The following is a 22,692-nucleotide window of genomic DNA, read 5'->3' as shown; positions in this document are numbered from 1 at the left end:
CGCAGCCGCAGACCGGTTGCTTAGCCCGTTCGCAAGGCGCTTTGGTTCATGTCGTGGCAGGTGCTGTGGGCCGCTTTACGCGGAACCAGGCGGCATACAGCGCCGGCAGGAACAGCAGCGTCAGCGCCGTCGCTACCACCAGGCCGCCCATGATCGCCACCGCCATCGGTCCCCAGAAGACCGAGCGCGATAGCGGAATCATCGCCAGCGCCGCCGCGGCCGCCGTCAGGATGATCGGCCGGCTGCGCCGCACCGACGCCTCGATCACCGCGTGCCACGGTTCGGCGCCGGCGGCGATGTCCTGCTCGATCTGGTCGACCAAAATCACTGAATTGCGGATGATCATGCCGAACAGCGCGATGACGCCGAGGTTGGCGACGAAGCCGAACGGCCGCCCCAGTATCAGCAGCGCCATCGCCGCTCCCGCCACGCCCAGCGGCCCGGTCAGGAACACCATCAGCGCGCGCGAAAAGCTGTGCAGCTGCAGCATCAGCAAGGTGAAGACGATGAACAGCACCAGCGGCACGTTGGCCGTAATCGACGCTTCCGCCGCCTTGCTGTCGGCGGCGGCGCCGGCCAGCTTGATGACGTAGCCGGCCGGCAGCGCGGCGCGCAGCGCACCGAGCTTGTCGCTGATCTGGCTCGATACGGTCGGCCCCTGGATGCCGTCGACGACGTCCGACTGCACCGTGATCGACCACTCGCGCCCCTCGCGCCACACGACGCCCGGCTCCCACACAAAATGCGGGCGCGCCAGCTGCGAGATCGTCACCGACTTGCCCGACGCGGTCTGCACGATCGAGTCGTTGAGCATCGACATCGTGGCGCGCTCTTCGGCCGGCAAGCGCGCCACGATGTCGATCAGCCGGTTCTCTTCGCGGAACTGGCCGATCGGCGTGCCCGATAAAATCGTGTTCGATGCCCGCATCACGCTTTGCGAGGACACGCCGAGCGCGCGCATCTTGTCCTGGTCGAGGTCGAGCCGCAGCACTTTTACCGACTCGTTCCAGTTGTCGTTCACGCCCAGCGTGTTTGGATTGGCGCGCATGATGTCCTTGACCTTGTCGGCCAGGCCGCGCACGGTGGCGATGTCCGGGCCAAACACCTGGAACTGCACCGGATAGGGCACCGGCGGCCCGTTTGGCAGCAGCTTGACGCGCCCGCGCACTTCCGGAAAGTCGGCCTTGAACATCGCCACGATCTTCTTGCGCAACGCTTCGCGCGCGGCCAGGTCTTTCGGCAGCACGACAATCTGCGACACGTTCGAATGCGGAAATATCTGGTCGAGCGGCAGATAAAAACGAGGACTGCCGGTGCCGACATAACTGGTGACGCTCTCGACTTTCGCGTCGCGCCCGATGAGGGCTTCGAACTTTTTCACCTGCGCCTCGTTGGCGGCGAACGTGGTTCCTTCCGGCATCCACATTTCCACCATCAGTTCGCGCCGGCTCGAATCGGGAAAGAACTGCTTCTCGATAAAATTGAAGCCGAACACGCCGAGGAAAAACACCAGCAAGGTCAGCGCGATGGTGCTCTTGCGCCACTCGACGCACCAGGTGACGACGCGGCGAAAGCGCTCGAAGCCCGGCGTGCTGAAGACGTCGTGCGCGCTCTCGCCGGCGCCGTGCGGCTTGACCTTCAGCAGCATGAACCCGATGTAAGGCGTAAACATCACCGCCACCACCCACGACACCAGCAGCGCAATCGCGTTCACCGAAAACATCGAGAACGTGTATTCGCCGGCGGCCGACTTGGCCAGGCCAATCGGCAGAAAACCTGCCGCGGTAATCAAGGTGCCGGTCAGCATCGGCATTGCCGTCGACGTGTAGGCGTAGGTCGCCGCGTCGAAGCGCGACATGCCCTCCTCCATCTTGCGCACCATCATTTCGACGGCGATGATGGCGTCATCGACCAGCAGGCCCAGCGCGATGATCAGCGCGCCCAGCGAAATCTTGTGCAGGTCGATTGCAAACAGGCTCATGAACAGGAACGTAATGGCCAGCACCAGCGGAATCGTCAGCGCCACGACCAGGCCGGGCCGCACGTCGAGCCGCAGCGGCTTGCTGTGCAGGCCGAGCGCGACGAAACTGACCGCCAGCACGATCAGCACCGCCTCGATCAGGGTATTGATGAATTCGCTGACCGATTCCTTCACCGCGCGCGGCTGGTCCGTCACCCGGTGCAGCTCGATGCCGACCGGCAGCTGCGCCTTGATGCGCGCCATCGTTTCGTCGAGGCCCTTGCCCATCGCGATGACGTTGCCGCCCTTTTCCATCGAGACGCCCAGGCCGATCACTTCCTTGCCGTTGTAGCGCATCTTGTCCTGCGGCGGATCGGTGTATTCCCGCTTGATCTCGGCGATGTCGCCCAGCCGCAAGGTCGAGCCGCCGGCGCGCAGCTCGAGCTCCTCGAGGTGCTTGACGGTTTTCAGCGCGCCGCTGACGCGCACCTGCAGGTTGTCGGTCGGCGTGACCAGCACGCCGGTCGATTCGATCGCGTTTTGCGTGGCGATCTGGCTGACGATCGCCTCGAACGTCAAGCCCATCGTGGCAAACTTCTTGCCCGAGAACAGGATGTTGATCTTCTCGTCCTGCACGCCGAACTGTTCCACCTTGGCCACCAGCGGCACCCGCAGCAATTGCTGGCGCACGGAATCGGCATAGCGTTTCACTTCCGCATAGCTGAAGCCGTCGCCCGACAGCGCCAAGATCGAGCCGTACGTGTCGCCGAACTCGTCATTGAAAAACGGCCCCTGCACGCCCGGCGGCAAGGTGCCGGCGATGTCCATCAGCTTCTTGCGCACCTGGTACCAGGAAGCGGCCGTCTCGCGCGGCGGCGTCGATTCGCGCAGCTGCATGATGATGACCGTCTCGCCCGGCTTCGAATAGCTCTGGATCTTGTCGATGTACGGCGTTTCCTGCACCTTGCGCTCGAGCTTGTCGGTAACCAGCTCGGCCATCTGCACCGCCGTGGCGCCCGGCCACACCGCGCGCACCACCATGCCGCGGAAGGTAAATGGCGGATCTTCATCCTGGCCGAGCGTGCCGTAGCTGACGATGCCGCCGATCAGCAGCGCCGCCATCAGGTAGCGCGTCAGCGGCATGTGCTCCAGCGCCCAGCGCGACAGGTTAAAACCGTTCATTTGTCGCTCGCGGGTTCACCAGCGAGCAAGCTGACTTTCTGGCCGTTCTTGAGCAGGTTGACGCCCGCGGTGACCACGGTCTCGCCGGGATTGACGCCGGCCACGAGCAAGATCTGGTTGCCGGCCACGCCGCCCATCTGCACCGGCGTCAAGCGCACGGCGCCGTTCTCGACTATCCACACCGATGTCACGTTCTTTTCCTGGTGCAGCGCGGTCAGCGGCACCGCGATCAGCGGCGTGGGCGTGGTCGACGAGAACTGCACCGTCGCCGTCATGCCGAGCCGCACGTCAGGCGAGGCCGGCGGAATCGACACCTTCACGGCGTAGGTGCGGGTGGCGGGATCAGCCACTGGCGAGACTTCGCGGATCTTGCCTTGGATCACGGCCGTCGGGCTGGCCCACAGGCGCACCGTCACGTCCGCCACTTTGCGCAGCGCATCGACCTTGTCCTCCGGGATACCGATGACAATTTCTTTCTCGTCGACCCGCGCGACCCGCACCACCGGCGTGCCGGGCGCCACCACCTGGCCGACCTCGGCCTCGATGGCCGTCACCACGCCGTCGAGGTCGGATACCAAGGTGGCGTAGCCGGCCTGGTTTGCCTGGCCGCGATAACCGGCCTGGGCCGCGTCGACGCTGGCCTGGGCCGCCTGCCATGCAGCCACCTTGCCGTCGATCACCGCCTGGCTGACAAAATTCTTGACCCGCAACTCCTGATAGCGCTTCATGTCCGCCTTGGCCAGGTCGCGATTGGTTTCGACCGCCCGCAGGTTGGCCATCGACTGCTCCTGCGACAGCCGCAAGTCTTGCGGATCGAGCTGCATCAGCACCTGGCCGCGCCGCACCGTGCTGCCGACGTCGACCTTGCGCGCGGTAATCTTGCCGCCGACGCGAAAGCCCAGCCGCGATTCGAAGCGCGCCCGCACGTCGCCCGCAAACTCGGCATTGACGCCGACGTTGCTCGCGCTCAGCACCATCGAGCGCACGGGGCGGATGTCTTCGGTCTTGTCGGCCGGCTTGGAGCAGGCGGCCAGAAGCAACCCCAGCATGGGAAGCAGCAGTCTGCCGGCACGACGCGTTTTATTCGGGGCGAACACGGTGATTTCCTTTAAGATGCAATCGGCGTGCGTGAAAGTCTTTCCAACTGGTAATTATAAACTGCCGCCCGACCTCAAAATTACTTCCTGTCATCTATTTTTCATGCCTGTCGAACACTACGAAAATTTCCCGGTCGCATCATTCCTGCTGCCGAAGCGGTTGGTGCCGGCGGTCGAAGCGATCTACGCCTTCGCCCGCAGTGCCGACGACATCGCCGACGAGGGCGACGCCTTGCCGGGCGAACGCCTGGCGGCGCTGGCACACTATGACAATGAAATCGCGGCGATCGGGCGCTGTGAACGGCGCGACGATCCGATGTTTGCCCGCCTGGCGGCCGTCATCGCCCAGTACCGCCTGCCGCTGCAGCCGTTCCAGGACCTGCTGTCCGCCTTCAAGCAGGATGTCGCGGTCAAGCGCTACGCCGATTTCGACTCCCTGCTCGACTATTGCCGGCGCTCCGCCAACCCGGTCGGCCTGCTGATGCTCAAGCTCTACGGCGCCGCGCGCTCGGCCAATGTGCGCGATTCCGACGCCATCTGCTCGGCGCTGCAACTCATCAACTTCCTGCAAGATGTCGCCATCGACCGCGAGAAGGACCGCATCTACCTGCCGGGCGACGATTTGCTGCGCTTCGGCGTCGATCCCGCCCAGCTCGCCGGCTGGCATGCCGATGCCGCCTGGCGCGCGCTGATGAAGTTCGAGGTCGACCGCGCCCGCGCGCTGATGCTGTCGGGTGCGCCGCTGGCATTGCGCCTGCCAGGCCGCATCGGCTGGGAACTGCGGCTTGTCGTCCAGGGCGGCCTGCGCATTCTCGAAGCGATCGAGCGGGTCGACTACGACGTGTTTACGCGCCGGCCCAAGCTGGGATTGCGCGACTGGATCGTGCTGGCCTGGCGCGCGCTGTGGATGCGCAAAAAGTTGCAAAAAGCTTAGCACGCTCCCCGTAGCGCGCTGCATGCCTATAGAATAGCGGCTTCGATTCGCCATCCATTGCACTTCTGACCATGTCCCCCGACGAATACTGCCAACAAAAAACCGTCCAGAGCGGATCCAGTTTCTACTACAGTTTTCTGTTCCTGCCGCCGGAGCGCCGGCGCGCGATCACGGCGCTGTACGCTTTTTGCCGCGAGGTCGACGACACCGTCGACGAGTGTACCGACGAATCGATCGCCCGCATCAAGCTGGCCTGGTGGCGCACCGAGGTGTCGGCCATGTACAAGGGCAACGGCACCCATCCCGTGATGCAGGCGCTGCAGCCGCACCTGGCCGTCTACGACCTGCAGGAAAAGCACCTGCAGGCAATTATCGACGGCATGGAAATGGACCTGAACCAGTCGCGCTACCTCGACTATCCAGCGCTGAAGACCTATTGCTGGCACGTCGCCAGCGTGGTGGGCATCCTGTCGGCCAGCATTTTTGGCGTCACCGACAAGCGCACGCTGGAATACGCCGAGCGACTCGGCCTGGCGTTCCAGCTCACCAACATCATCCGCGATGTCGGCGAAGATGCGCGCAAGGGCCGCATCTATCTGCCGATCAGCGAGCTGCAGCAATTCGGCGTCACCGCGGCCGACCTGCTGAACGCGCGCCACAGCGACAAGTTCGAGCAGCTGATGAAGTTCCAGACCGACCGCGCGCAAAAGATGTACGACGAAGCCTTCGCGCTGCTGCCGCAGCAGGACCGGCGCGCGCAGCGTCCCGGCCTGATGATGGCCGCCATTTACCGCGCCGTGCTCGACGAAATCGAGCGCGACCAGTTCAAGGTGCTGACCCAGCGCACGTCGCTGACGCCGCTGCGCAAGCTGTGGCTGGCGTGGAAAACCTATATCCGTGGCTAAACACTAGCTGGGGTCAGGTCTGACATTCGGACATTTTGCTGGGGTCAGGTCTGACACTCGGACATTTGGCTGGGGTCAGGTCGGACATTCTGCTGACCATTTTGCTGGGGTCAGGTCTGACATTCGGACATTTGGCTGGGGTCAGGTCTGACATTCTGCTGCCGCTGCGCTCGACCCGGCGGAGAGAATATTCTCGTGGCTACATTTTCATGTCGCGGTTTGTCCGAATGTCAGACCTGACCCCGGAATTTTGTCCGAGTGTCAGACCTGACCCCACGCGTTTGTCCGAATGTCAGACCTGACCCCAGCGTTATTGAAAGTTGAAAATGCGGCAACGTGCAAATTTAGCGGTTCCAGCGAAACACATCGCCGTCGTTGGCGGCGGCTGGGCCGGCTGCGCCGCGGCGGTCGACCTGGCCACTGCCGGCTGCACGGTTACGCTGTTCGAAGCAGCCCGCACCCTGGGCGGACGCGCGCGCGGCGTTGAAGTCAACGGCACGATGATCGACAACGGCCAGCACATCCTGCTCGGGGCCTATACCGAGACGATGCGCCTGCTGCGCAAGGTCGGCGTCGACCCGAAAGCCGCGTTGCTCAACCTGCCGCTGCAGATGCGCTATCCGCCAGGCAGCGGCGGCATGGATTTCGTCGCCCCGCGCCTGCCCGCGCCGTTCCACATGACCGTCGCCCTGCTGCGCGCGACCGGCCTGACAATCGCCGACAAGATGTCGCTGGCGCGCTTTTCCACCACCGCGCGCTGGATGGGCTGGCAGCTGCACGCCGATTGCAGCGTCGCCGAATTGCTCGAGCGCTTCGACCAGACCGAACGCCTGGTCCAGCTGATGTGGCGCCCGCTCTGCCTCGCCGCGCTCAATACGCCACCCGAACGCGCCTCCGCCCAAGTCTTCCTGGCGGTGCTGCGCGACAGTCTCGGCGCCGGCCGCAGCGCGTCCGACATGCTGCTGCCGCGCCAGCAGCTGAGCGCCCTGTTTCCGCAGGCGGCAGCGGCCTTCATCGAGAAGCAGAACGGCGCCGTCCATTGCGGCGCAAAGGTGACCGCGCTGAGCCAGGAAAGCGGCAAGTGGCGCGTCGACGCCAGCGGCCAGGCCGTCGGCGGCAATCGCAGCGCGCTGTTCGACGCCGTCGTGCTGGCCGTGCCGCCGCCGGCCGCGGCCAGCCTGCTCGCCAGCCTGCCGGTTGACGGCATCCGCGACCAGCTCGCCGCCTTCGCCTACGAGCCGATCACCACCTGCTACCTGCAATATCCGGCCGGCTTGCGCCTCGACCTGCCGTTCTACGCGCTGGTCGACGATCCCGCCGCCGGCCACTGGGGCCAGTTCGTCTTCGACCGCGGCCAGCTCGACGCCGGCCAGGACGGCCTGTGCTCGGTGGTGATCAGCGCCTCGGCCGAGGCTGCCGACATGGGCCAGGCCGCACTGGCGCAGGCCATCGCCGCCCAGCTTGCCGCCGTGCTGCAACGCCCCGAGATGGCGGCGCCGCAATGGACCCAGGTCATCACCGAAAAGCGCGCCACCTTCGCCTGCACACCCAGCCTGCAGCGGCTGGCCACGACAACCGGCCTCGACGGCCTGGTGCTCGCCGGCGACTACACTGCCAGTGACTATCCGGCAACACTCGAATCCGCAGTCCGCAGCGGCGCGGCAGCGGCTAAGGCAATTTCCGCGCCAGCGGCATCATGACAGCCGCGCGGCTATCCCCGCATACGCCCGCCTGCGCCGCCAATCGTGCAGTTCATCGCACGCGAATGGCGCGCGCCCGGCCCGATCGGTACAGTGCCATCATCGACATTGGCCCCTTCAACCGGACTCAAGCATGAAAACGCAACCTGGACTTCGCCCCCTCGCCCTGATGGCCGCCCTGCTGGCATTCGTTGCCGCAAGCACCGTGGCGATCGTCACGCCGGAACTGATCGTCGGCGCCGCTGCGCCGCAATCGCCCACACTCAATCACATGCTCATTGTAGGCCACCCTTAGGCCACCCTTAGGCCACACCGCAAACGGAACTCAAACATGGGCAAACTGGAATATCTCGACGCGCTCAAGCGTGCAATGACCGGCCTGGCGCCGGAATTGCAGGCCAAGACGCTCGCCTACTACGAACAGCACTTCGTCGACGGCCTCGCCGCCGGCCTGAGCGAAACCGAAATCGCCGCCGAACTCGACGACGCTAAAAAGATCGCCATGACCTTGCGCGCCAGTTCGCATCTGGCCGCATTCGAGCAAAAACGCAATCCCGCCAACCTGCTGCGCATGGTCGTGTCGGCGCTCGGCTTGTTCATCTTTAATCTGTTCATGGTGGTGCCGGCCGCGGTCTACGCGTCGCTGCTGGCCGCCATGTACGCCTGCGCGCTCGGCTTCTACATCGCCGGCATTGCCATTACCGCCAGCGGCCTGGCCGGCGCCAACGAACTGGTACTCAACGGACCGTTGCGCCACCTCGTCATGGATGCCGACAACGCCACCCCCGACTCGCAAACCAAGATCACCATCGGCGACCACGGCGTGCGCGTGTTCCAGGAAAAGCTGCCCGAAGCGGCCGACAATGCGGCCAGCGACGCCCGCGAACCGGTGATCCGCCGCGCCGAGGAAGTGGCCGGCAACGGCATCGTCATCTCCACCGACATCGATTCCGGCTCGCGCGCCACCCAGACCTTCTTCGGCCTGTCGATGGTGGTCGGCTCGATCTGTCTGTTCCTGCTCAGCCTCGTGGTGACCAAGTACACGCTGATCGGCATTCGCCGCTACGTCGAAATGAACTACTCCCTGCTGAAGGGACACTGACCATGCGCGCATTACTTAAAGTTGGATTCGCCTTGCTGGTGCTGGCCTTTCTGCTGATCGGCCTGTCCTACAGCATGCTGCGCGCGCAAGGCGTCAGCGGCAGCGCCAACCCGGCCGGCCGGGTGGTCGAAAGCGACACGCGCGCCCTTGGCAAGAACATCCGTGCGATCGATCTTGACGGCCCGATCGACATGACCTTGCGCCAAGGCGCCGTGCCATCGCTGGTGGTGCGCGGCGAGCAACGCCTGCTCGCCAACGTCGACACCACCACCGGCAGCGACGGCACCTTGCACATCCGCCCGACCGGCATGCTGCTGTTTCACCGTCAGCCGATCGAGGTGACCCTGGTGCTGCCGTCGATCGAGGACGTGTCGGTGCGTGGCAGCGGCGAGAGCACCATCAACGGCTTCAGCGGCGAGCGTATCGACGTCGAACTGTCCGGATCCGGCAACCTTAAATTCAACGGCCGCTTCCGCCAGGTCCGCGCCGGCATCAACGGCAGCGGCGAACTCGAAATGAATGGCGGCGCCAGCGACAAGGTGGAGGTCAAGCTGGTCGGCACCGGCAACATGACGGTGGTCGGGTCGAGCAAACAGTTCAAGGCCGAGCAAAGCGGCACCGGCGACATCTACGCCCGCCACCTCAGCGCCGACGAGGTCGACCTGAAGCTGTCGGGCACCGGCGACGCCGCCGTCACCGCACAGAAGTCGGCCCACATCGTGCTGCGCGGCGCGGGCGACGTCGTCGTCTACGGCGGCCCGGAAGACCGTACCGTCGACCGCCACGGCTCCGGCGAAGTCGTCTTCAAGCCTTGATGTCGGCGCTGTCCGCGACCAGCCACGCCAGCGCGCCGCGTCCGGCCGCCCGGCCGCTGGCGAAGCACGCGGTCAGCAGGTAGCCGCCGGTCGGCGCCTCCCAGTCGACCATCTCGCCGCAAGCGAACACGCCCGGCAAGGCGCGCAGCATCTGCGTATCCGCATCCATCGCATCGAACCGCACCCCGCCGGCGCTGCTGATGGCTTCGTCGATCGGGCGCGCGCGCCGCAGCACCAGCGGCAGCCGCTTGATGCCGGCGGCCAGCTGCTCAGGATCGGCAAACTGCTCCTTCGTCAGGCACTCGTGCAGCAAGCCCGATTTGACGCCCTTGATGCCGAGGCGGCTCTGCAAATGGCTCGACAGCGAGCGCGCGCCGCGCGGATGCGCCACTTCCGCCGCCACCTTCTGCGCGTTGAAGTCCGGTACCAGGTCGAGATAGATGGTGGCGCTGCCGGCCGCCGCGATCTGGTCGCGCACCGGCGCCGACAGCGCGTAGATCAGGCTTCCCTCGACGCCGGTGGCCGTCACCACGAACTGCCCCTGCCGGCGCACCGGTTGGCCATCCGCTCCAATCCATTCGATGGCGACGGTGGTCAACGGCGCGCCCGCATGCTTGCCGCTGAAGTGCGCGCTCCAGTCGACATCGAAGCCGCAGTTCGACGGCGCCAGCGGCGCCACGTCCACCGCTTCTCGCTCGAGCAGCTCGACCCAGGCGCCGTCAGAGCCGAGCCGCGCCCAGCTGCCGCCGCCGAGCGCCAGGATCACCGCGTCGGCCGCGACCAGCCGCTCGCCATCCGGGCTGGCAAACACCAGCTGGCCGTCGCGCCAGCCAAGCCAGCGGTGGCGCATGTGGAACTGCACGCGCGCTTCGCGCAGCCGGTGCAGCCAGGCGCGCAGCAGCGGCGCCGCTTTCATATCGGCCGGGAACACGCGCCCGGACGTGCCGACGAAGGTAGCGATGCCCAGCGCGTGAATCCAGTCGCGCACTGCCTGCTGGCCGAACGGTTCCAGCCAGCGAGCTATCTGGCCGGCCCGCGCACCGTAACGCTGCACGAAATCGGCAGCCGGCTCGGCATGCGTGATGTTCATGCCGCCTTTGCCGGCCAACAGGAACTTGCGCCCCACCGACGGCATCGCATCGTACAGGTCGACTCGCACGCCGGCCTGGCTGAGCACCTCCGCCGCCATCAGGCCGGCGGGGCCGCCGCCAATCACGGCGACGCGGAAAGTACTGGGAATGCTGGGCGCCATGGCAGGAGCGATCGAAGTGTGGGGTGCCGAATTGTAGTCGAGATCAGGGGCCAGAAAAAGATGTAAAGGATACTTGACACAACCGCCCAGCCTCCCTAATATGTAAAGCATACTTTACAACCGGAGGTGACCTGATGGGGCATGAAAAGAAGGTGGCGCGCGCCTACTTGCGCGAGATGGTGCTGTCGATGGTGGTGTACGTCGTGCTGCTGATTGGCGCCATGAAGTTCGGCCGGCCGCTGCCCGACGGGGTCCTGCGCACGGCGATCCTGCTGGTGCCGATGATCGGCTTTTTTCTCGCCATCTGGGCCGTCGCCCGCCACCTGGGCCGCATCGACGAATACCAGCGCCGCATCATGCTCGACACCTTCGCCATCGGGTCTGCCGTGACCGCCGCCGTCACCTTCAGCTACGGCTTTCTCGAAACGGCCGGCTTCCCGCGCCTGTCGATGTTCGCCGTCTGGCCCATCATGGGCGCCTCGTGGATGGTGGTCTGCCTTGGCCGCTGGCTACTGAAGCGATGAACAACATCATCCGCGAGCTGCGCGCCGAACAGGGCTGGAGCCAGGCGCACCTGGCCGACCTGCTCGAGGTGTCGCGCCAGACCGTCAACGCGCTCGAGACCGGCCGCTACGATCCCAGCCTGCCGCTCGCCTTTGCCATCTCGACGCTGTTTGCCCGTCCCATCGAATCGATTTTCACACCTGACCAGGAGTCCAAATGAAAGCAGCACTGTTGTTCGCCCTTGCCCTGGCCGGCACGCTGGCCTTCGCCGCCGATGCGCCGCCGCCGACCAACCGCTTTGCCGCGACCATCGTGCCGGCCGAGCGTTTCGAAGCCGGCCCCTTGCTGGTCGAACGCCACGGCCAGCGCGGCACGCCGCTGATCCTGGTGCCGGGCCTCGGCAGCGGCGCCTGGGTGTGGCAGGACACGGTGCGCCAGTTCAGCGCCGACCACGTGGTGTATGTGGTCACGCTGCCAGGCTTTGATGGCCGCAAGCCGGCCGCCGGCCAAATGCTCGATGGCGCGCAGCGCTCCTTGCGCCAGCTGATCGTGTCGCGCAAGCTCGATCGTCCGGTCGTCATCGGCCACAGCATCGGCGCGGTGATCGCCATGACGCTCGCCGCGCAAGACTCGAGCCTGGTGCGCGGCGTGATCGCCATCGACGGCCTGCCCGTCTTCCCCGGCACCGAAATGGCGCCGGCCGATCAGCGCTCGGCATTGGCGGCTGGGTTCAAGGCGCGCATGCCGGTGTCCGACCCTAAGGCGTTCGCACTCCAGCAGCAGCAATACATGCGTGGCATCGGCGTTACCGACATGGCCCGCGCCGACGAACTGGCCAAACTGTCGGCGCGCAGCGATCCGGGCGCGATGCTGGCCGCCATGGGCGAAGCGGTGGAGCTCGACCTGCGCCCGGCGCTGCCTGGCATAAAGGTTCCGGTGCTGCTCATTGCGCCCTACTTCGAGCCCGATTCCTCGCAAATGGGCCTCACGCGCGAAGCCAAGACTGCCTACTACACGACCCTGATGGCCGGCACGCCAAAGCTGAAGGTGGTATCGATCGCACCGGCGCGCCACTTCGTCATGATCGACCAGCCGCAGATGCTCGCCGACGCGCTGCGCGCCTTCCTCAAATCGCTGTAAGGAGAACCACATGAAAAGCACACGCTTCTGGATTGGCCGTTTCTGCCTGGTAGTCGCCATCACATTCGCGATTCTGTTGGCGGCAAGCCTGCTGCGCGGGCGCCCTGTGGAAAAGGCGCTGACCGAATCGATCACCTGGGCGATGATCGCGTCAGCCATCTTCACCGGCGCGCGCTACACCAAGGCCCGCAAGGGCGTCGCCTGCGCGCTGTGCTAGGCTACCGTCGAAGACTAGGAAGCGCGATTGGCCAGCAGCGGCAGCGACGCCATCAGCTCCGCGAAGCGATCGCCCTCCATCGGAAACGGCTGGTTTGGGCGCCCTGCTGGCACTTGTGCCGATCGCTGCGGTCTATAACGTATGGCGTTCGAAAAAACTGGCGCCTATACTGACCTCGACCATCAAGGGATCGACCATGCTGTTGCTGATCATCTGCATGTCACTGTACTATTCGTACGTGATGAGCTTCCTGCACATCAGCCAGTCAGCCGCCCAGTGGGTAGTCGACATGTTCCTGCTGTGCGTATTCCCGGGAATCGCAACAGGCCTGCCCGACATGATGATGAGAGCAAAATAGTGAGCACGCCGCCGAAAGCCTGGAACACCCTGCAGGCCAATCGCGCTGCCCGGGTGGGCCGCGCCAGGGCGGCGGTCGGCGCCGACCTTGACGGCAAGTCCGTTCCGGCGGCGCGCATCAACGACCTGCTGCACAGCGTGATCGAGTGCGGCGACCGTGTCTGCCTCGAGGGTAACAACCAGAAGCAGGCCGACTTCCTCGCCAAGGCATTGGCCGGTCTCGATCCGGCCCGCGTCAACGGCATCCACATGCTGCAGTCGGTGCTGGCGCTGCCCGAACACCTCGACGTGTTCGAGCGCGGCATCGCCTCGCGCCTCGATTTCTCGTTCTCCGGTCCGCAGGCCGGCCGCGTGGCCAGGCTGGTCGCCTCCGGCCAGCTCAACATCGGCGCCATCCACACCTACCTCGAACTGTTCAGCCGCTACTTCATCGATCTGGCGCCGCGCGTGTGCCTCGTCGCCGCCGAGGCGGCCGACCGCCACGGCAACCTCTACACCGGTCCGAATACCGAAGACACGCCGGCCATCGTCGAAGCGACCGCCTTCAAGAACGGCGTCGTCATCGTCCAGGTCAACCGCATCATGGACGTGCTGCCGCGCGTCGACATCCCGGGCGACTGGGTCGACTTCGTCATCCGCTCGCCGGCGCCTTACTATATCGAGCCGCTGTTTACCCGCGACCCGGCACTGATCTCCGAAATCCAGGTGCTGATGGCGATGATGGCCATCAAGGGCATCTACGCCGAATACGGCGTCCAGCGGCTCAACCACGGCATCGGTTTCGACACCGCCGCCATCGAACTGCTGCTGCCCACCTACGCCGAGTCGCTCGGCCTGAAGGGCAAGATCTGCCGCCACTGGGCCTTGAATCCCCACCCGACCCTGATTCCCGCCATCGAAGCCGGCTTCGTCGAAACGGTGCACTCGTTCGGCTCCGAACTGGGCATGGAAGAATACATCCGCGCGCGGCCCGACGTGTTCGCCGTCGGCCCCGACGGCAGCATGCGCAGCAACCGCGCCATGAGCCAGGCCGCCGGCCACTACGCCTGCGACATGTTCATCGGCTCGACCCTGCAGATCGACTTGCAGGGTAATTCGTCGACCGCCACCGCCGGGCGCATCGCCGGCTTCGGCGGCGCCCCCAACATGGGCGCCGACGCGCGCGGTCGCCGCCACGCCAGCCCGGCATGGCTGAAGGCCGGCCGCCAGGCGCGCGAAGGCCGCAACACCATCCCGCGCGGCCAGAAGCTGGTCGTGCAGATCGTCGAAACCTTCCGCGAACACATGCAGCCGGCCTTCGTCGACCGCCTCGACGCGTGGACGCTGGCCGAGCAGGCCGGCTTTGACATCCCGCCCGTCATGATCTACGGCGACGACATCACCCACATCCTGACCGAGGAAGGCATCGCCAACCTGCTGCTGTGCCGCACCGACGAAGAACGCGAACAGGCCATCCGCGGCGTGGCCGGCTACACGCCGGTCGGCATGGCGCGCGACAAGCGCATGGTCGAAAACCTGCGCGACCGCGGCATCGTCCAGCGCGCCGAAGACATCGCCGTCGACAAGCGGCTCGCAACGCGCGACCTGCTGGCGGCCAAGAACATGAAAGACCTGGTGCGCGCATCGGGCGGCCTGTACGCGCCGCCGCGCCGCTTCCGCAACTGGTAAGGAACCAATATGGAAACTCTGGAATATCGGTTTGAGAACGGCACGCGGGCGCTGCCGGCGCAGCCGCAGGTGGTCGGCGTGGTCGGTTCCGGCAACCTCGAAGTGCTGATCGAATCGGCGCCCCAGGGCGGCGCCTGCACCATCGAAATCAAGACCGCGGCGATCGGCTTCGGCCCCACCTGGCAGGCGGTGATGCAGGACTTCCACCAGCGCTGGCAGCTGGCCGACGCCCGCATCGCCATCAACGACATGGGCGCCACGCCCGCCGTGGTCAGCCTGCGCCTGGACCAGGCGGTCGAAACGATGCTGGTAAGCGCGCCATGAGCAGCTACATCGAATCGACCGCGCGCGAACGCATCGCGCGCCTGTTCGATGCCGGCAGCTTCCGCGAATTCCTGCCGCCGTCGGCGCGCGTCATCAGCCCGCATCTCGCCCAGCTCGACGCTCCCGTCTCGTTCGACGATGGCGTCGCCGTCGGTCAGGCCTTTTTAAATGGCGACAAGGTGTTCGCCGCCGCGCAGGAGGGCGGCTTCATGGGCGGCGCCGTCGGCGAAGTCCACGGCGCCAAGCTCGTTGGCCTGCTGCGTCGCGCCATCACCGAACCCGTCGACGCCGTGCTGCTGCTGATGGAAACGGGCGGCGTGCGCCTGCACGAAGCCAACGCCGGCCTGATCGCCGTGTCCGAGGTGATGCGCGCCGTACTCGACGCCCGCCACGCCGGCATCGCCGTGATCACCCTGGCCGGCGGCGCCAATGGCGTCTTCGGCGGCATGGGCATCGTTGCCCGCTGCACCAACGCCGTCGTCATGTCCGAACAAGGCCGGCTGGCCATGTCCGGCCCCGAGGTCATCGAAACAGCCAGCGGCGTCGAAGAATTCGATTCGCGCGACCGCGCCCTGGTGTGGCGCACCACCGGCGGCAAGCACCGCTACCTGCTGGGCGACTGCCAGATGGTGGTGGCCGACTCCGTCGCCGCGTTCCGCCAGGCAGCGATCGACGCCATCGCCGCGTGCCGGCGGCAGTCCACCGCCCTCACCCTGGACGAACTCGAACATGAACAAGCCATGCTGGGCGAGCGCATCGACCGCTTCGGCGCCATGACCGATCCGCTCGAGATCTGGTCTGCCCTCGGCGTCGAGCAGCCCGACGCCATTGCCATGCTCGAAGCGTCGGAATTCGTCGCCGCCGTCGGCGCGCACCGGATTGGAGGCCGCTGATGGACTGGCAAACACTGGCCGCGCAGCTGTTCCCGCGCGGGCACGCAATCACCGAAGCCGACAATTTTTTGTCGGGCAGCGCGCACGCCGGCGAGCAGACCGTCGCTGTCGTCGGCACCACCGGCCACGCGCCGATCGGCATCGAAATCGCGCTGGCGCAGGCGCGCTTCGTGCTGCAGACGGTACGCGAGCATCCCGGCCGGCCGATCCTGATGCTGGTCGACACCCAGGGCCAGCGCCTGCGCCACCGCGATGAAATGTTGGGCATCAACAGCTACATGGCTCACCTGGGCAAGTGCGTCGAACTGGCGCGCCGCCAGGGCCATAGAGTTATCGGGCTGGTGTACGATCAGGCGCTGTCGGGCGGCTTCATTACCAGCGGCCTGATGGCGGATGCCTGCTACGCGCTGCCCGACGCCAGCATCCGCGTAATGGGCCTGCCCGCGATGGCGCGCATCACCAAGGTGCCCGAAGAGCGGCTGATCGAGCTTGCCGTCGACAACCCGGTGTTCGCGCCCGGCCCGATCAACTACCTGCGCATGGGCGGCCTGCACGAAATCTGGAGCGGCGAACTGGCCGCGCAGCTGGAAAAGGCGCTGGCCGCGCCGAGCGGCGGCGACTTGCGCAGCCTGCTCGGCCAGGCGCGCGGCGGGCGCAAACTGGCCCAGCGCGTCATCGACGCCATCCTGACCGACAGCGATGTTCTGCCGCCATGACCTCGTGTGGCTGACCGGCCGCGGCTGGGATGCCGCGTTCGCCGGCGCCGCAGCCGGCCAGCACGCCGCCGTTGACCAATGGCGGCGCGAGGACTGGCCGGCGGTCGTGCGGCGCGCCGACCCCGGCCTGGCGCCACTGCACGTCAGCCTTGGCATACCCTGGCCGCCGGCAAGCGATGGCACCAAGGGCCGCATCGCCTTCAACGCATCGAGCGCCGACGTCGCCCGCCACAGCGATGCGCTTGCGCTGGAGGACGCCTCTGCCGCGGCGCCCGAGCGCTGGCGGCCCGCGCTCAAGCTGCTCGCTGACAGGATGCCGCTGCGCGCTTACGGATCGCTCGCCATGCAGGCGCTGACTGGCCAAACCTATCTGACGGCGACGTCCGACATCGACGTGTTGTTCTTCCCGACCGATGGCGACACGCTGTGCGCCGGGCTCGCCCTGCTCGAGCGGCATGCCGCCCTGCTGCCGCTCGACGGCGAAATCGTCTTCCCGACCGGGGCCGCGGTGTCCTGGAAGGAGTGGATCGGCGCCGGCCCGGTCAAGGCGCGCGTGCTGGTCAAGGACGCCGGCGCGGTGCGGCTCGCGCCGATGGCTGACCTGCTGGCCACGCTGGAGGCGGCATGATGGCTCACGAACAGGCATTCTTCAATCCGGTCACGCGCACGCTGCCCGATGGGTTAGGGCTGCGGGCGTTCTGCACGGAGACGGCGCGCATCGCAGTCGGCTGCCTGCACGCCGAATTGGTGCTGTACCCCAAGCCTGGCCTGGTCTCGCTGGTCGACAACGGCAGCCACGCCGACATGAACGCGGCCACCTTCATGCGCAGCATGTTCAGTTTGCGCCACTACTTTGCGCGCATTTGCCGCGCTGGTTTCGACGATGCGCCGTTCGCGGTCCTCAGGCAGCTTGGCATCGACGCCGAAGTGCGCATGCTGGGCGCCACCGCCGGCATCAACACGCACCGCGGCGCCATCTTCAGCCTCGGCATGCTGTGCGCGGCGATCGGCCGCGCCCGCGCGCAGGCCATTGCGCCCGAAGGCGACTCGCTGCGCGCCGTCATGCTCGTTCGCTGGGGCGAAGATCTGACCGCGCACACGCGCCCGGCTAACGCCAGGTCGCACGGCTTGCAGGTGGCCGACCGCCATGCCGCCAGCGGCGCGCGCGAAGAAGGCGCCCTCGGCCTGCCGTCGGTGTTCGGGGTTGGCCTGCCGGCGCTGCGGCGCACGCTCGCGGCCGGCCGCGGCATGCACCATGCCCGCATCGATGCGCTGTTTGCGCTGATGGCCCACGTCAGCGACACCAATGTGTGCTATCGGGGCGGCGCGCAAGGCGCCGCCACAGTGCGGCGGCAGGCTGCCGGCTTTGTCGACATGGGCGGCACCGCGCATCCCGGCTGGCGGGCCTACGCACTCGAGTGCCATCGCATCCTGGTCGCGCAAAAACTGTCGCCTGGCGGCGCGGCCGACCTGCTTGCCGCCACCTGCCTGGTGCACGCGGTCGCGCATCCATGAGCGCGCGCCTTTTGCTGCTCTGTCCCGGCCAGGGCGGCCAGCACGCCGGCATGTTCGACCTCGCGCGCACCGATGCTGGCGCCGCGGCCTTGCTCGATGCATGCGGCCTTGCGGACGCCGACCCGGCCACCATGTTCGACAACCGCGTGGCGCAGCCGGCTATCGTTGGCGCCACGCTGGCCATGTGGGAAGCGCTGCGCCATCGCGTCATGCCGCCATCGCTGGTGGCCGGCTACAGCGTCGGTGAACTGTCGGCCTACGGCGTGGCCGAGGCGCTCGACCCGGCCGATGCAGTGTCGCTTGCGGCAACCCGCGCCGCCCTGATGACTGGCGCCGTCACCGAACCGCAGGCACTGGCAGCGATCAGCGGCGTGCCGGTCGAGCGTGCGCGCGCGCTCGCCGCCGCGGCCGGTTTCGAGGTCGCCATCGTCACCGGCGTCGACACCTGCATCGCCGGCGGGCTCGAGGTCACGCTGGCATCACTCGACCAGGCGGTGGCCGCTGCCGGCGGCAGGCTGCAGCGCCTGCCGATCGGTATCGCCTCGCACACTTCCCTGATGGCAGACGCGGTAGAGCCGTTTGCCGCAGCGCTGCGGGCCGCGCCGTTTCAGTCGCCGGCGTTCCCTGTCCTGTCGGGCATCGGCGCCGAGGCCGTCACCGGCCAGGCGCGCGCCGTCGACACGCTGTCGCGCCACCTGAGCGAGACGATCGTATGGAGCGACTGCATGGACGCCGCCGCCGAAGCCGGCATGACGGTCGCGCTGGAGCTGGGGCCAGGCGCTGCGCTTGCGCGCATGCTACAGGCGCGCCACCCGCAGATCGCCTGCCGTTCAGTGGCGGATTTTCGCAGCCTGGACGGCATCGTCGCCTGGCTCGAACGCCAGGCCGGCTAATCGCGGTGGCGTGACCGAACGGCGTCGGTTATGATCACTTCATAACTACACGGGAGACACACCATGCAAGGCGCTCGATTTTGGATTTTGCAGTACGTACTGGCCGCGGCCTCGATGTTCGCGCTGCTCGTCGTCGTCGACCTGATCGGCGGCAAACAGCTGGGCGACGGCATCTGGCTGTCGCTCATATTCGCGCTGGCGGCGTCGGCAATCTTCATCGGCGCCCGCTACCTGCGTTCGCGCAAGGGCTAGAATCAGCAATACAGCGGTAGGATGCTTACATATGAAGCTGCCGATTAGGAAATGGGGCAATAGCGCCGCGCTTCGCTTGCCCCTTTCAATGCTCACGAGATTGAAAGCTTCGATTGGGGACAGCGTTGAAGTGAACGCTAGTCCGGACGGTTTGCAGTTGACCCGAGTCGAGACGTCTTACTTACTCGGCGACCTGATTGCTCAATGTGATATGCGGGCCAGGATGCCTGCGGACCTCGCCGCGTGGAATCGCACCAATCCCGTCGGCCGAGAAATCGTCTAGCCGCCTGTCACAGGCGGGAAAAACGCCACTTCGCAGCCGTCGCTGATCTCGGTACCGGCATCGCACATCACCTGGTTGCAGGCCATTCGCAGGGACCGCTCCGGCGCCAGCGCCTCGGCCCACGCACCGCCGCGCGCATGCAGGAAATCGCGCACGCCGCCGACAGTGGTCACGCCGGGGGGCAGGGTCGCCACTTCTTGCGACACGCCGAGCGCCTCGCGCACGCTGGCAAAAAAACGCAGATTGATGTTCATGGATGCCTAATGCAGTAATTCGCTAAATGGGATGAAGCGCACGGTGTCGCCGCGCGCAATTAATTTGTTTGGCGCATTGTCGATCAGACCATCGCCCCATACGGTGGACGTCAGCACGCCCGACCCCTGGTTCGGGAACAGATCGAGCCCGCCTGCGTCATTGATGCGCGCGCGCAGGAACTCATTGCGCCGGTCGGCCTTGGGCCAGTCGAAATCGGCGCGCATGGCGAAAGCGCGCGGCTCCACCGGCGTCGTCACTCCCTGCAGGCGCAGGATGAACGGCCGCACGAACAGCAAAAATGTGATGAAGCTCGATACCGGATTGCCTGGCAGGCCGAGGAAGAACGCCTCGCCGCCGTCGCGCCGCACTTCGCCGAAAGCGAGCGGCTTGCCTGGCTTGACGGCGATCTGCCACATGTTCAGCCGCCCTTCCGCTTCCACCGCCGGCTTGATGTGATCCTCCTCGCCGACCGACACGCCGCCCGACGTGATGATCAGGTCATTTTCGCGCGCGGCATTGCGCAGCGTGGCGCGCGTGGCCTCGAGCGTGTCGGGCACGATGCCGAAATCGGCGATGGTGCAGCCAAGGTTTTCCAGCAGCGCGCGCAAGGTAAAGCGGTTCGAATTGTAGATGGCGCCAGGCGCCAGCTGGCCGCCCGGAGCTTCGCCAGGCATCGTCAGTTCGTCGCCGGTGAAGAACACCGCCACGCGCAGCTTGCGCCGCACCGGCAGCATCGCCAGCCCGACCGACGACGCCAGTCCCAGTTCCTGGCTGCGCAGGCGCGTGCCGGCCGCCAGGATCACAGCGCCGCTGGTGATGTCCTCGCCGGCGCGGCGGATCCATTCGCCGGCCTGCGGCGCATGGCTGATGGTCACCGTGCCGTCGTCGTTCGCCGTGCACTGCTCCTGCATCACGACCGCGTCGGCGCCGTCCGGGATCATGGCGCCGGTGAAGATGCGCGCGGCGCTGCCGGCATCGAGGTACTTGCCGACCTGGCCGGCCGGAATACGCTGGCTGACGGTCAATGTGGCCGCGCCGCCGGCGCAGTCTTGCGAGCGCACCGCGTAACCATCCATCTGGGTGTTGTCGGCCGACGGCACGTCGATCGTCGACGCCTGCGCCTCGGCCAGCACGCGCCCGTTGGCGCACAGCGTCGCGACAATCTCCGACTCCGTCACCGGACGCGCCGCGCCCATCAGGATGTCCAGCGCATCACGCACCGCCAGCATCGGCGGCCTGTTGGCGGGTTCGCTCATGTTACAGCCCCGTATTGGCGGCGATGTAGGCTTTCATGGCCGCCACGTCCGCCTTCATGACCACGAACTTCTGCGGCAGCGATTCGATGTCCTCGAATCCGGCCGGCCGCTCGGCGTCCATGCCCAGCGCTTCCAGAATGGTCTCGTTGAATTTTGCCGCCAGCGCGGTTTCCAGCACGATCATCGGCACGCCCGGCGCCATGTGTTCGCGCGCGACCTTGACGCCGTCCGCGGTATGGGTGTCGATGGTAATGCCGTAGTCGTCCTGCACGTCGCGGATCGTGGCGACACGGTCCTTGTGCGTCGAACGGCCCGACAGGAAGCCATACCGGGCCACTTGCGTCCACTCGTCGCCGTCGCTGCCAGGCTTGCCCGACAAATCGAAACCGCCCTCGGTCTCGACCTTGTGGAACAGCACCCCAACGCGCGCCGGATCGCGCCCGACCAGGTCGAACACGAAGCGCTCGAAATTGGACGCCTTCGAGATGTCCATCGACGGGCTGCTGGTGTGATACGTCTCGGCCGACTTGCGCACACGGTAGACGCCAGTGCGGAAGAACTCGTCGAGCACGTCGTTCTCGTTGGTGGCGGCCACCAGTTTGTCGATCGGCAGTCCCATCATGCGCGCGATGTGGCCGGCGCAGATGTTACCGAAGTTCCCCGATGGGACAGTGAACGACACCTTCTGCCCGTTGTCGGTCGTCGCGGCCAGGTAGCCGCGGAAGTAGTACACCACCTGCGCGACGACGCGCGCCCAGTTGATCGAATTGACGGTGCCGATCTTCTGCATGGCCTTGAAGCGCAGGTCGTTCGACACCGCCTTGACCATGTCCTGGCAGTCGTCGAACACGCCTTCGACGGCGATGTTAAAGATGTTCGGATCCTGCAGGCTGAACATCTGCGCGCTCTGGAATGCGCTCATCTTCTGGTGCGGCGAGAGCATGAAGACGCGGATGCCTTTTTTACCGCGCATGGCGTATTCGGCGGCGCTGCCGGTGTCGCCCGACGTCGCGCCGAAGATATTGAGCTCGGCGTCTTCCTTGGCCAGCGTGTACTCGAACAGGTTGCCGAGCAGCTGCATCGCCATGTCCTTGAACGCCAGCGTCGGGCCGTTCGACAGCGCTTGCAGGATCAGGGTCTTGTCGCCGTCTTGTTCGAGCACCCGCAGCGGCGTGATGTCGGCCGCCGATTCGCCCTCGCGCACATTGCGGTATGCCGCCGGTGTGTACGTTTTGGCCGTCAGCGCCTTCAGGTCGGCGTCAGGGATGTCGGTCGCGAATTTTCTCAGAATCTCATATGCCAGGTCGGCGTACGGCAGCTTGCGCCAGGCATCGAGCTCGGCGCCTGTCACTTGTGGATATGCGGCCGGCAGATACAGGCCGCCGTCGGGCGCGAGGCCGCCGAGCAGGATACTGGAAAATTGCTGGGGTTGGGACGCCGGCGTGGCGCGAGTAGAGACGTATTGCATACAG

Annotated in this window: 24 protein-coding genes and 1 pseudogene; 19 read left to right on the top strand and 6 right to left on the bottom strand. The window is 66.2% G+C overall.

Annotation, left to right across the window (positions count from 1 at the left end):
- Positions 1-46 precede the first annotated feature (46 nt).
- Together CR105_RS10885 and CR105_RS10880 are read right to left on the bottom strand one after the other, a co-directional pair.
- Positions 47-3,142 carry an efflux RND transporter permease subunit gene (locus CR105_RS10885; protein WP_099788474.1) on the bottom strand — a complete coding sequence of 1,032 codons (3,096 nt, stop codon included), beginning with the start codon at positions 3,140-3,142 and terminating at the stop codon, positions 47-49.
- Positions 3,139-4,191 carry an efflux RND transporter periplasmic adaptor subunit gene (locus tag CR105_RS10880; RefSeq protein ID WP_131021681.1) on the bottom strand — a complete coding sequence of 351 codons (1,053 nt, stop codon included), beginning with the start codon at positions 4,189-4,191 and terminating at the stop codon, positions 3,139-3,141. Before CR105_RS10880 ends, CR105_RS10885 begins: the two co-directional genes overlap by 4 nt.
- A 151-nt stretch (positions 4,192-4,342) precedes the next feature.
- Between CR105_RS10880 and hpnC the strand changes: the two genes are divergently transcribed.
- The 6 genes from hpnC (at position 4,343) to CR105_RS10855 (ending at position 9,695) form a co-directional block, all read left to right on the top strand.
- Positions 4,343-5,173: a squalene synthase HpnC gene (gene hpnC / locus CR105_RS10875; protein WP_099788473.1), complete on the top strand. Its 831-nt coding sequence runs from the start codon at positions 4,343-4,345 to the stop codon at positions 5,171-5,173.
- 71 nt (positions 5,174-5,244) lie between these two features.
- Positions 5,245-6,078, top strand: a complete 834-nt coding sequence (hpnD, locus tag CR105_RS10870; protein ID WP_099788472.1) for a presqualene diphosphate synthase HpnD — start codon at positions 5,245-5,247, stop codon at positions 6,076-6,078.
- A gap of 326 nt (positions 6,079-6,404) precedes the next feature.
- The gene (gene hpnE / locus CR105_RS10865; protein WP_099788471.1) at positions 6,405-7,778 is read left to right on the top strand and encodes a hydroxysqualene dehydroxylase HpnE; all 1,374 of its coding nucleotides are present in this window, start codon (positions 6,405-6,407) and stop codon (positions 7,776-7,778) included.
- Positions 7,779-7,911: 133 nt separating this feature from the next.
- Positions 7,912-8,073 (top strand): hypothetical protein, encoded by a 162-nt coding sequence (locus CR105_RS28285; RefSeq protein WP_180288153.1) that lies wholly within the window; start codon positions 7,912-7,914, stop codon positions 8,071-8,073.
- A 36-nt stretch (positions 8,074-8,109) separates the two neighbouring features.
- Positions 8,110-8,880 carry a DUF1700 domain-containing protein gene (locus CR105_RS10860; RefSeq protein ID WP_099788470.1) on the top strand — a complete coding sequence of 257 codons (771 nt, stop codon included), beginning with the start codon at positions 8,110-8,112 and terminating at the stop codon, positions 8,878-8,880.
- 2 nt (positions 8,881-8,882) lie between these two features.
- On the top strand, positions 8,883-9,695 hold the full coding sequence (locus tag CR105_RS10855) for a head GIN domain-containing protein (protein ID WP_099788469.1): 813 nt from the start codon (positions 8,883-8,885) through the stop codon (positions 9,693-9,695).
- Here CR105_RS10855 and CR105_RS10850 read toward each other — a convergent pair.
- A complete protein-coding gene (locus CR105_RS10850; RefSeq protein WP_099788468.1) occupies positions 9,685-10,947 on the bottom strand; it encodes a TIGR03862 family flavoprotein in 1,263 nt (420 codons plus the stop codon). The genes CR105_RS10855 and CR105_RS10850 overlap by 11 nt on opposite strands.
- Before the next feature lie 134 nt (positions 10,948-11,081).
- On the opposite strand from CR105_RS10850, the gene CR105_RS10845 reads away from it, so the two are divergent.
- The 13 genes and pseudogenes from CR105_RS10845 to CR105_RS10785 all read left to right on the top strand — a co-directional run bounded on the left by CR105_RS10845 (position 11,082) and on the right by CR105_RS10785 (position 19,426).
- Positions 11,082-11,471, top strand: a complete 390-nt coding sequence (locus tag CR105_RS10845; RefSeq protein ID WP_099788467.1) for a hypothetical protein — start codon at positions 11,082-11,084, stop codon at positions 11,469-11,471.
- Complete coding sequence (locus CR105_RS10840) at positions 11,468-11,671, top strand: helix-turn-helix transcriptional regulator (RefSeq protein WP_099788466.1); 204 nt, start codon at positions 11,468-11,470, stop codon at positions 11,669-11,671. The genes CR105_RS10845 and CR105_RS10840 overlap by 4 nt, the downstream gene beginning before the upstream one ends.
- Positions 11,668-12,591, top strand: coding sequence for an alpha/beta fold hydrolase (locus CR105_RS10835; protein WP_099788465.1), 924 nt, complete (start codon positions 11,668-11,670; stop codon positions 12,589-12,591). Before CR105_RS10840 ends, CR105_RS10835 begins: the two co-directional genes overlap by 4 nt.
- A gap of 10 nt (positions 12,592-12,601) precedes the next feature.
- A complete protein-coding gene (locus CR105_RS10830) occupies positions 12,602-12,808 on the top strand; it encodes a hypothetical protein (RefSeq protein ID WP_099788464.1) in 207 nt (68 codons plus the stop codon).
- Between the two features lie 76 nt (positions 12,809-12,884).
- Positions 12,885-13,106, top strand: a pseudogene (locus CR105_RS10825) (TRAP transporter large permease); the annotation flags it as partial.
- Positions 13,107-13,165: 59 nt separating this feature from the next.
- Positions 13,166-14,833 carry a malonate decarboxylase subunit alpha gene (gene mdcA, locus CR105_RS10820; RefSeq protein ID WP_099788463.1) on the top strand — a complete coding sequence of 556 codons (1,668 nt, stop codon included), beginning with the start codon at positions 13,166-13,168 and terminating at the stop codon, positions 14,831-14,833.
- A 9-nt stretch (positions 14,834-14,842) separates the two neighbouring features.
- Positions 14,843-15,157, top strand: a complete 315-nt coding sequence (gene mdcC, locus CR105_RS10815; RefSeq protein WP_099788462.1) for a malonate decarboxylase acyl carrier protein — start codon at positions 14,843-14,845, stop codon at positions 15,155-15,157.
- Complete coding sequence (locus CR105_RS10810) at positions 15,154-16,050, top strand: biotin-independent malonate decarboxylase subunit beta (protein ID WP_099788461.1); 897 nt, start codon at positions 15,154-15,156, stop codon at positions 16,048-16,050. The genes mdcC and CR105_RS10810 overlap by 4 nt, the downstream gene beginning before the upstream one ends.
- The gene (mdcE, locus tag CR105_RS10805) at positions 16,050-16,766 is read left to right on the top strand and encodes a biotin-independent malonate decarboxylase subunit gamma (protein ID WP_099788460.1); all 717 of its coding nucleotides are present in this window, start codon (positions 16,050-16,052) and stop codon (positions 16,764-16,766) included. The genes CR105_RS10810 and mdcE overlap by 1 nt, the downstream gene beginning before the upstream one ends.
- Positions 16,750-17,394, top strand: a complete 645-nt coding sequence (mdcG, locus tag CR105_RS10800; protein WP_099788459.1) for a malonate decarboxylase holo-[acyl-carrier-protein] synthase — start codon at positions 16,750-16,752, stop codon at positions 17,392-17,394. The genes mdcE and mdcG overlap by 17 nt, the downstream gene beginning before the upstream one ends.
- Positions 17,394-18,281, top strand: a complete 888-nt coding sequence (gene mdcB, locus CR105_RS10795) for a triphosphoribosyl-dephospho-CoA synthase MdcB (RefSeq protein WP_229413898.1) — start codon at positions 17,394-17,396, stop codon at positions 18,279-18,281. The genes mdcG and mdcB overlap by 1 nt, the downstream gene beginning before the upstream one ends.
- Positions 18,278-19,174, top strand: coding sequence for an acyltransferase domain-containing protein (locus CR105_RS10790; RefSeq protein ID WP_099788457.1), 897 nt, complete (start codon positions 18,278-18,280; stop codon positions 19,172-19,174). Before mdcB ends, CR105_RS10790 begins: the two co-directional genes overlap by 4 nt.
- Positions 19,175-19,237: 63 nt before the next feature.
- Positions 19,238-19,426 carry a hypothetical protein gene (locus CR105_RS10785; RefSeq protein WP_099788456.1) on the top strand — a complete coding sequence of 63 codons (189 nt, stop codon included), beginning with the start codon at positions 19,238-19,240 and terminating at the stop codon, positions 19,424-19,426.
- Positions 19,427-19,705: 279 nt separating this feature from the next.
- Here the strand turns inward: CR105_RS10785 and moaD are convergent, their stop codons facing one another.
- From moaD to thrC, 3 genes are read right to left on the bottom strand one after another with little or no spacing between them, the layout of a single operon-like run.
- Positions 19,706-19,963, bottom strand: coding sequence for a molybdopterin converting factor subunit 1 (moaD, locus tag CR105_RS10775; RefSeq protein ID WP_099788454.1), 258 nt, complete (start codon positions 19,961-19,963; stop codon positions 19,706-19,708).
- A gap of 6 nt (positions 19,964-19,969) precedes the next feature.
- Entirely contained in the window at positions 19,970-21,220 is a 1,251-nt protein-coding gene (locus tag CR105_RS10770; protein ID WP_099788453.1) for a molybdopterin molybdotransferase MoeA, read from the bottom strand.
- A gap of 1 nt (position 21,221) precedes the next feature.
- Entirely contained in the window at positions 21,222-22,688 is a 1,467-nt protein-coding gene (thrC, locus tag CR105_RS10765; RefSeq protein WP_099788452.1) for a threonine synthase, read from the bottom strand.
- Between the last annotated feature and the right edge of the window lie 4 nt (positions 22,689-22,692).

Source organism: Massilia eurypsychrophila, from assembly GCF_002760655.1.
Taxonomy (GTDB): Bacteria; Pseudomonadota; Gammaproteobacteria; order Burkholderiales; family Burkholderiaceae_D; genus JAFCUW01.
Note: the sequence above shows the minus strand (reverse complement) of the source record. Positions and strands in the feature narration are given on the sequence as shown.

Bases quoted from the DNA above. Each gene is read 5' to 3' on its own strand.
- moaD (WP_099788454.1), bottom strand. From the start codon at position 19,963: ATGAACATCAATCTGCGTTTTTTTGCCAGCGTGCGCGAGGCGCTCGGC.
- CR105_RS10855 (WP_099788469.1), top strand. From the start codon at position 8,883: ATGCGCGCATTACTTAAAGTTGGATTCGCCTTGCTGGTGCTGGCCTTT.
- CR105_RS10840 (WP_099788466.1), top strand. From the start codon at position 11,468: ATGAACAACATCATCCGCGAGCTGCGCGCCGAACAGGGCTGGAGCCAG.
- mdcC (WP_099788462.1), top strand. From the start codon at position 14,843: ATGGAAACTCTGGAATATCGGTTTGAGAACGGCACGCGGGCGCTGCCG.
- mdcG (WP_099788459.1), top strand. From the start codon at position 16,750: ATGTTCTGCCGCCATGACCTCGTGTGGCTGACCGGCCGCGGCTGGGAT.
- hpnE (WP_099788471.1), top strand. From the start codon at position 6,405: ATGCGGCAACGTGCAAATTTAGCGGTTCCAGCGAAACACATCGCCGTC.
- CR105_RS10850 (WP_099788468.1), bottom strand. From the start codon at position 10,947: ATGGCGCCCAGCATTCCCAGTACTTTCCGCGTCGCCGTGATTGGCGGC.
- CR105_RS10810 (WP_099788461.1), top strand. From the start codon at position 15,154: ATGAGCAGCTACATCGAATCGACCGCGCGCGAACGCATCGCGCGCCTG.
- CR105_RS10830 (WP_099788464.1), top strand. From the start codon at position 12,602: ATGAAAAGCACACGCTTCTGGATTGGCCGTTTCTGCCTGGTAGTCGCC.
- CR105_RS10885 (WP_099788474.1), bottom strand. From the start codon at position 3,142: ATGAACGGTTTTAACCTGTCGCGCTGGGCGCTGGAGCACATGCCGCTG.
- CR105_RS10860 (WP_099788470.1), top strand. From the start codon at position 8,110: ATGGGCAAACTGGAATATCTCGACGCGCTCAAGCGTGCAATGACCGGC.
- mdcE (WP_099788460.1), top strand. From the start codon at position 16,050: ATGGACTGGCAAACACTGGCCGCGCAGCTGTTCCCGCGCGGGCACGCA.
- CR105_RS10770 (WP_099788453.1), bottom strand. From the start codon at position 21,220: ATGAGCGAACCCGCCAACAGGCCGCCGATGCTGGCGGTGCGTGATGCG.
- thrC (WP_099788452.1), bottom strand. From the start codon at position 22,688: ATGCAATACGTCTCTACTCGCGCCACGCCGGCGTCCCAACCCCAGCAA.
- CR105_RS10785 (WP_099788456.1), top strand. From the start codon at position 19,238: ATGCAAGGCGCTCGATTTTGGATTTTGCAGTACGTACTGGCCGCGGCC.
- CR105_RS28285 (WP_180288153.1), top strand. From the start codon at position 7,912: ATGAAAACGCAACCTGGACTTCGCCCCCTCGCCCTGATGGCCGCCCTG.
- hpnC (WP_099788473.1), top strand. From the start codon at position 4,343: ATGCCTGTCGAACACTACGAAAATTTCCCGGTCGCATCATTCCTGCTG.
- hpnD (WP_099788472.1), top strand. From the start codon at position 5,245: ATGTCCCCCGACGAATACTGCCAACAAAAAACCGTCCAGAGCGGATCC.
- mdcB (WP_229413898.1), top strand. From the start codon at position 17,394: ATGGCTCACGAACAGGCATTCTTCAATCCGGTCACGCGCACGCTGCCC.
- CR105_RS10835 (WP_099788465.1), top strand. From the start codon at position 11,668: ATGAAAGCAGCACTGTTGTTCGCCCTTGCCCTGGCCGGCACGCTGGCC.
- CR105_RS10845 (WP_099788467.1), top strand. From the start codon at position 11,082: ATGGGGCATGAAAAGAAGGTGGCGCGCGCCTACTTGCGCGAGATGGTG.
- CR105_RS10790 (WP_099788457.1), top strand. From the start codon at position 18,278: ATGAGCGCGCGCCTTTTGCTGCTCTGTCCCGGCCAGGGCGGCCAGCAC.
- CR105_RS10880 (WP_131021681.1), bottom strand. From the start codon at position 4,191: ATGCTGGGGTTGCTTCTGGCCGCCTGCTCCAAGCCGGCCGACAAGACC.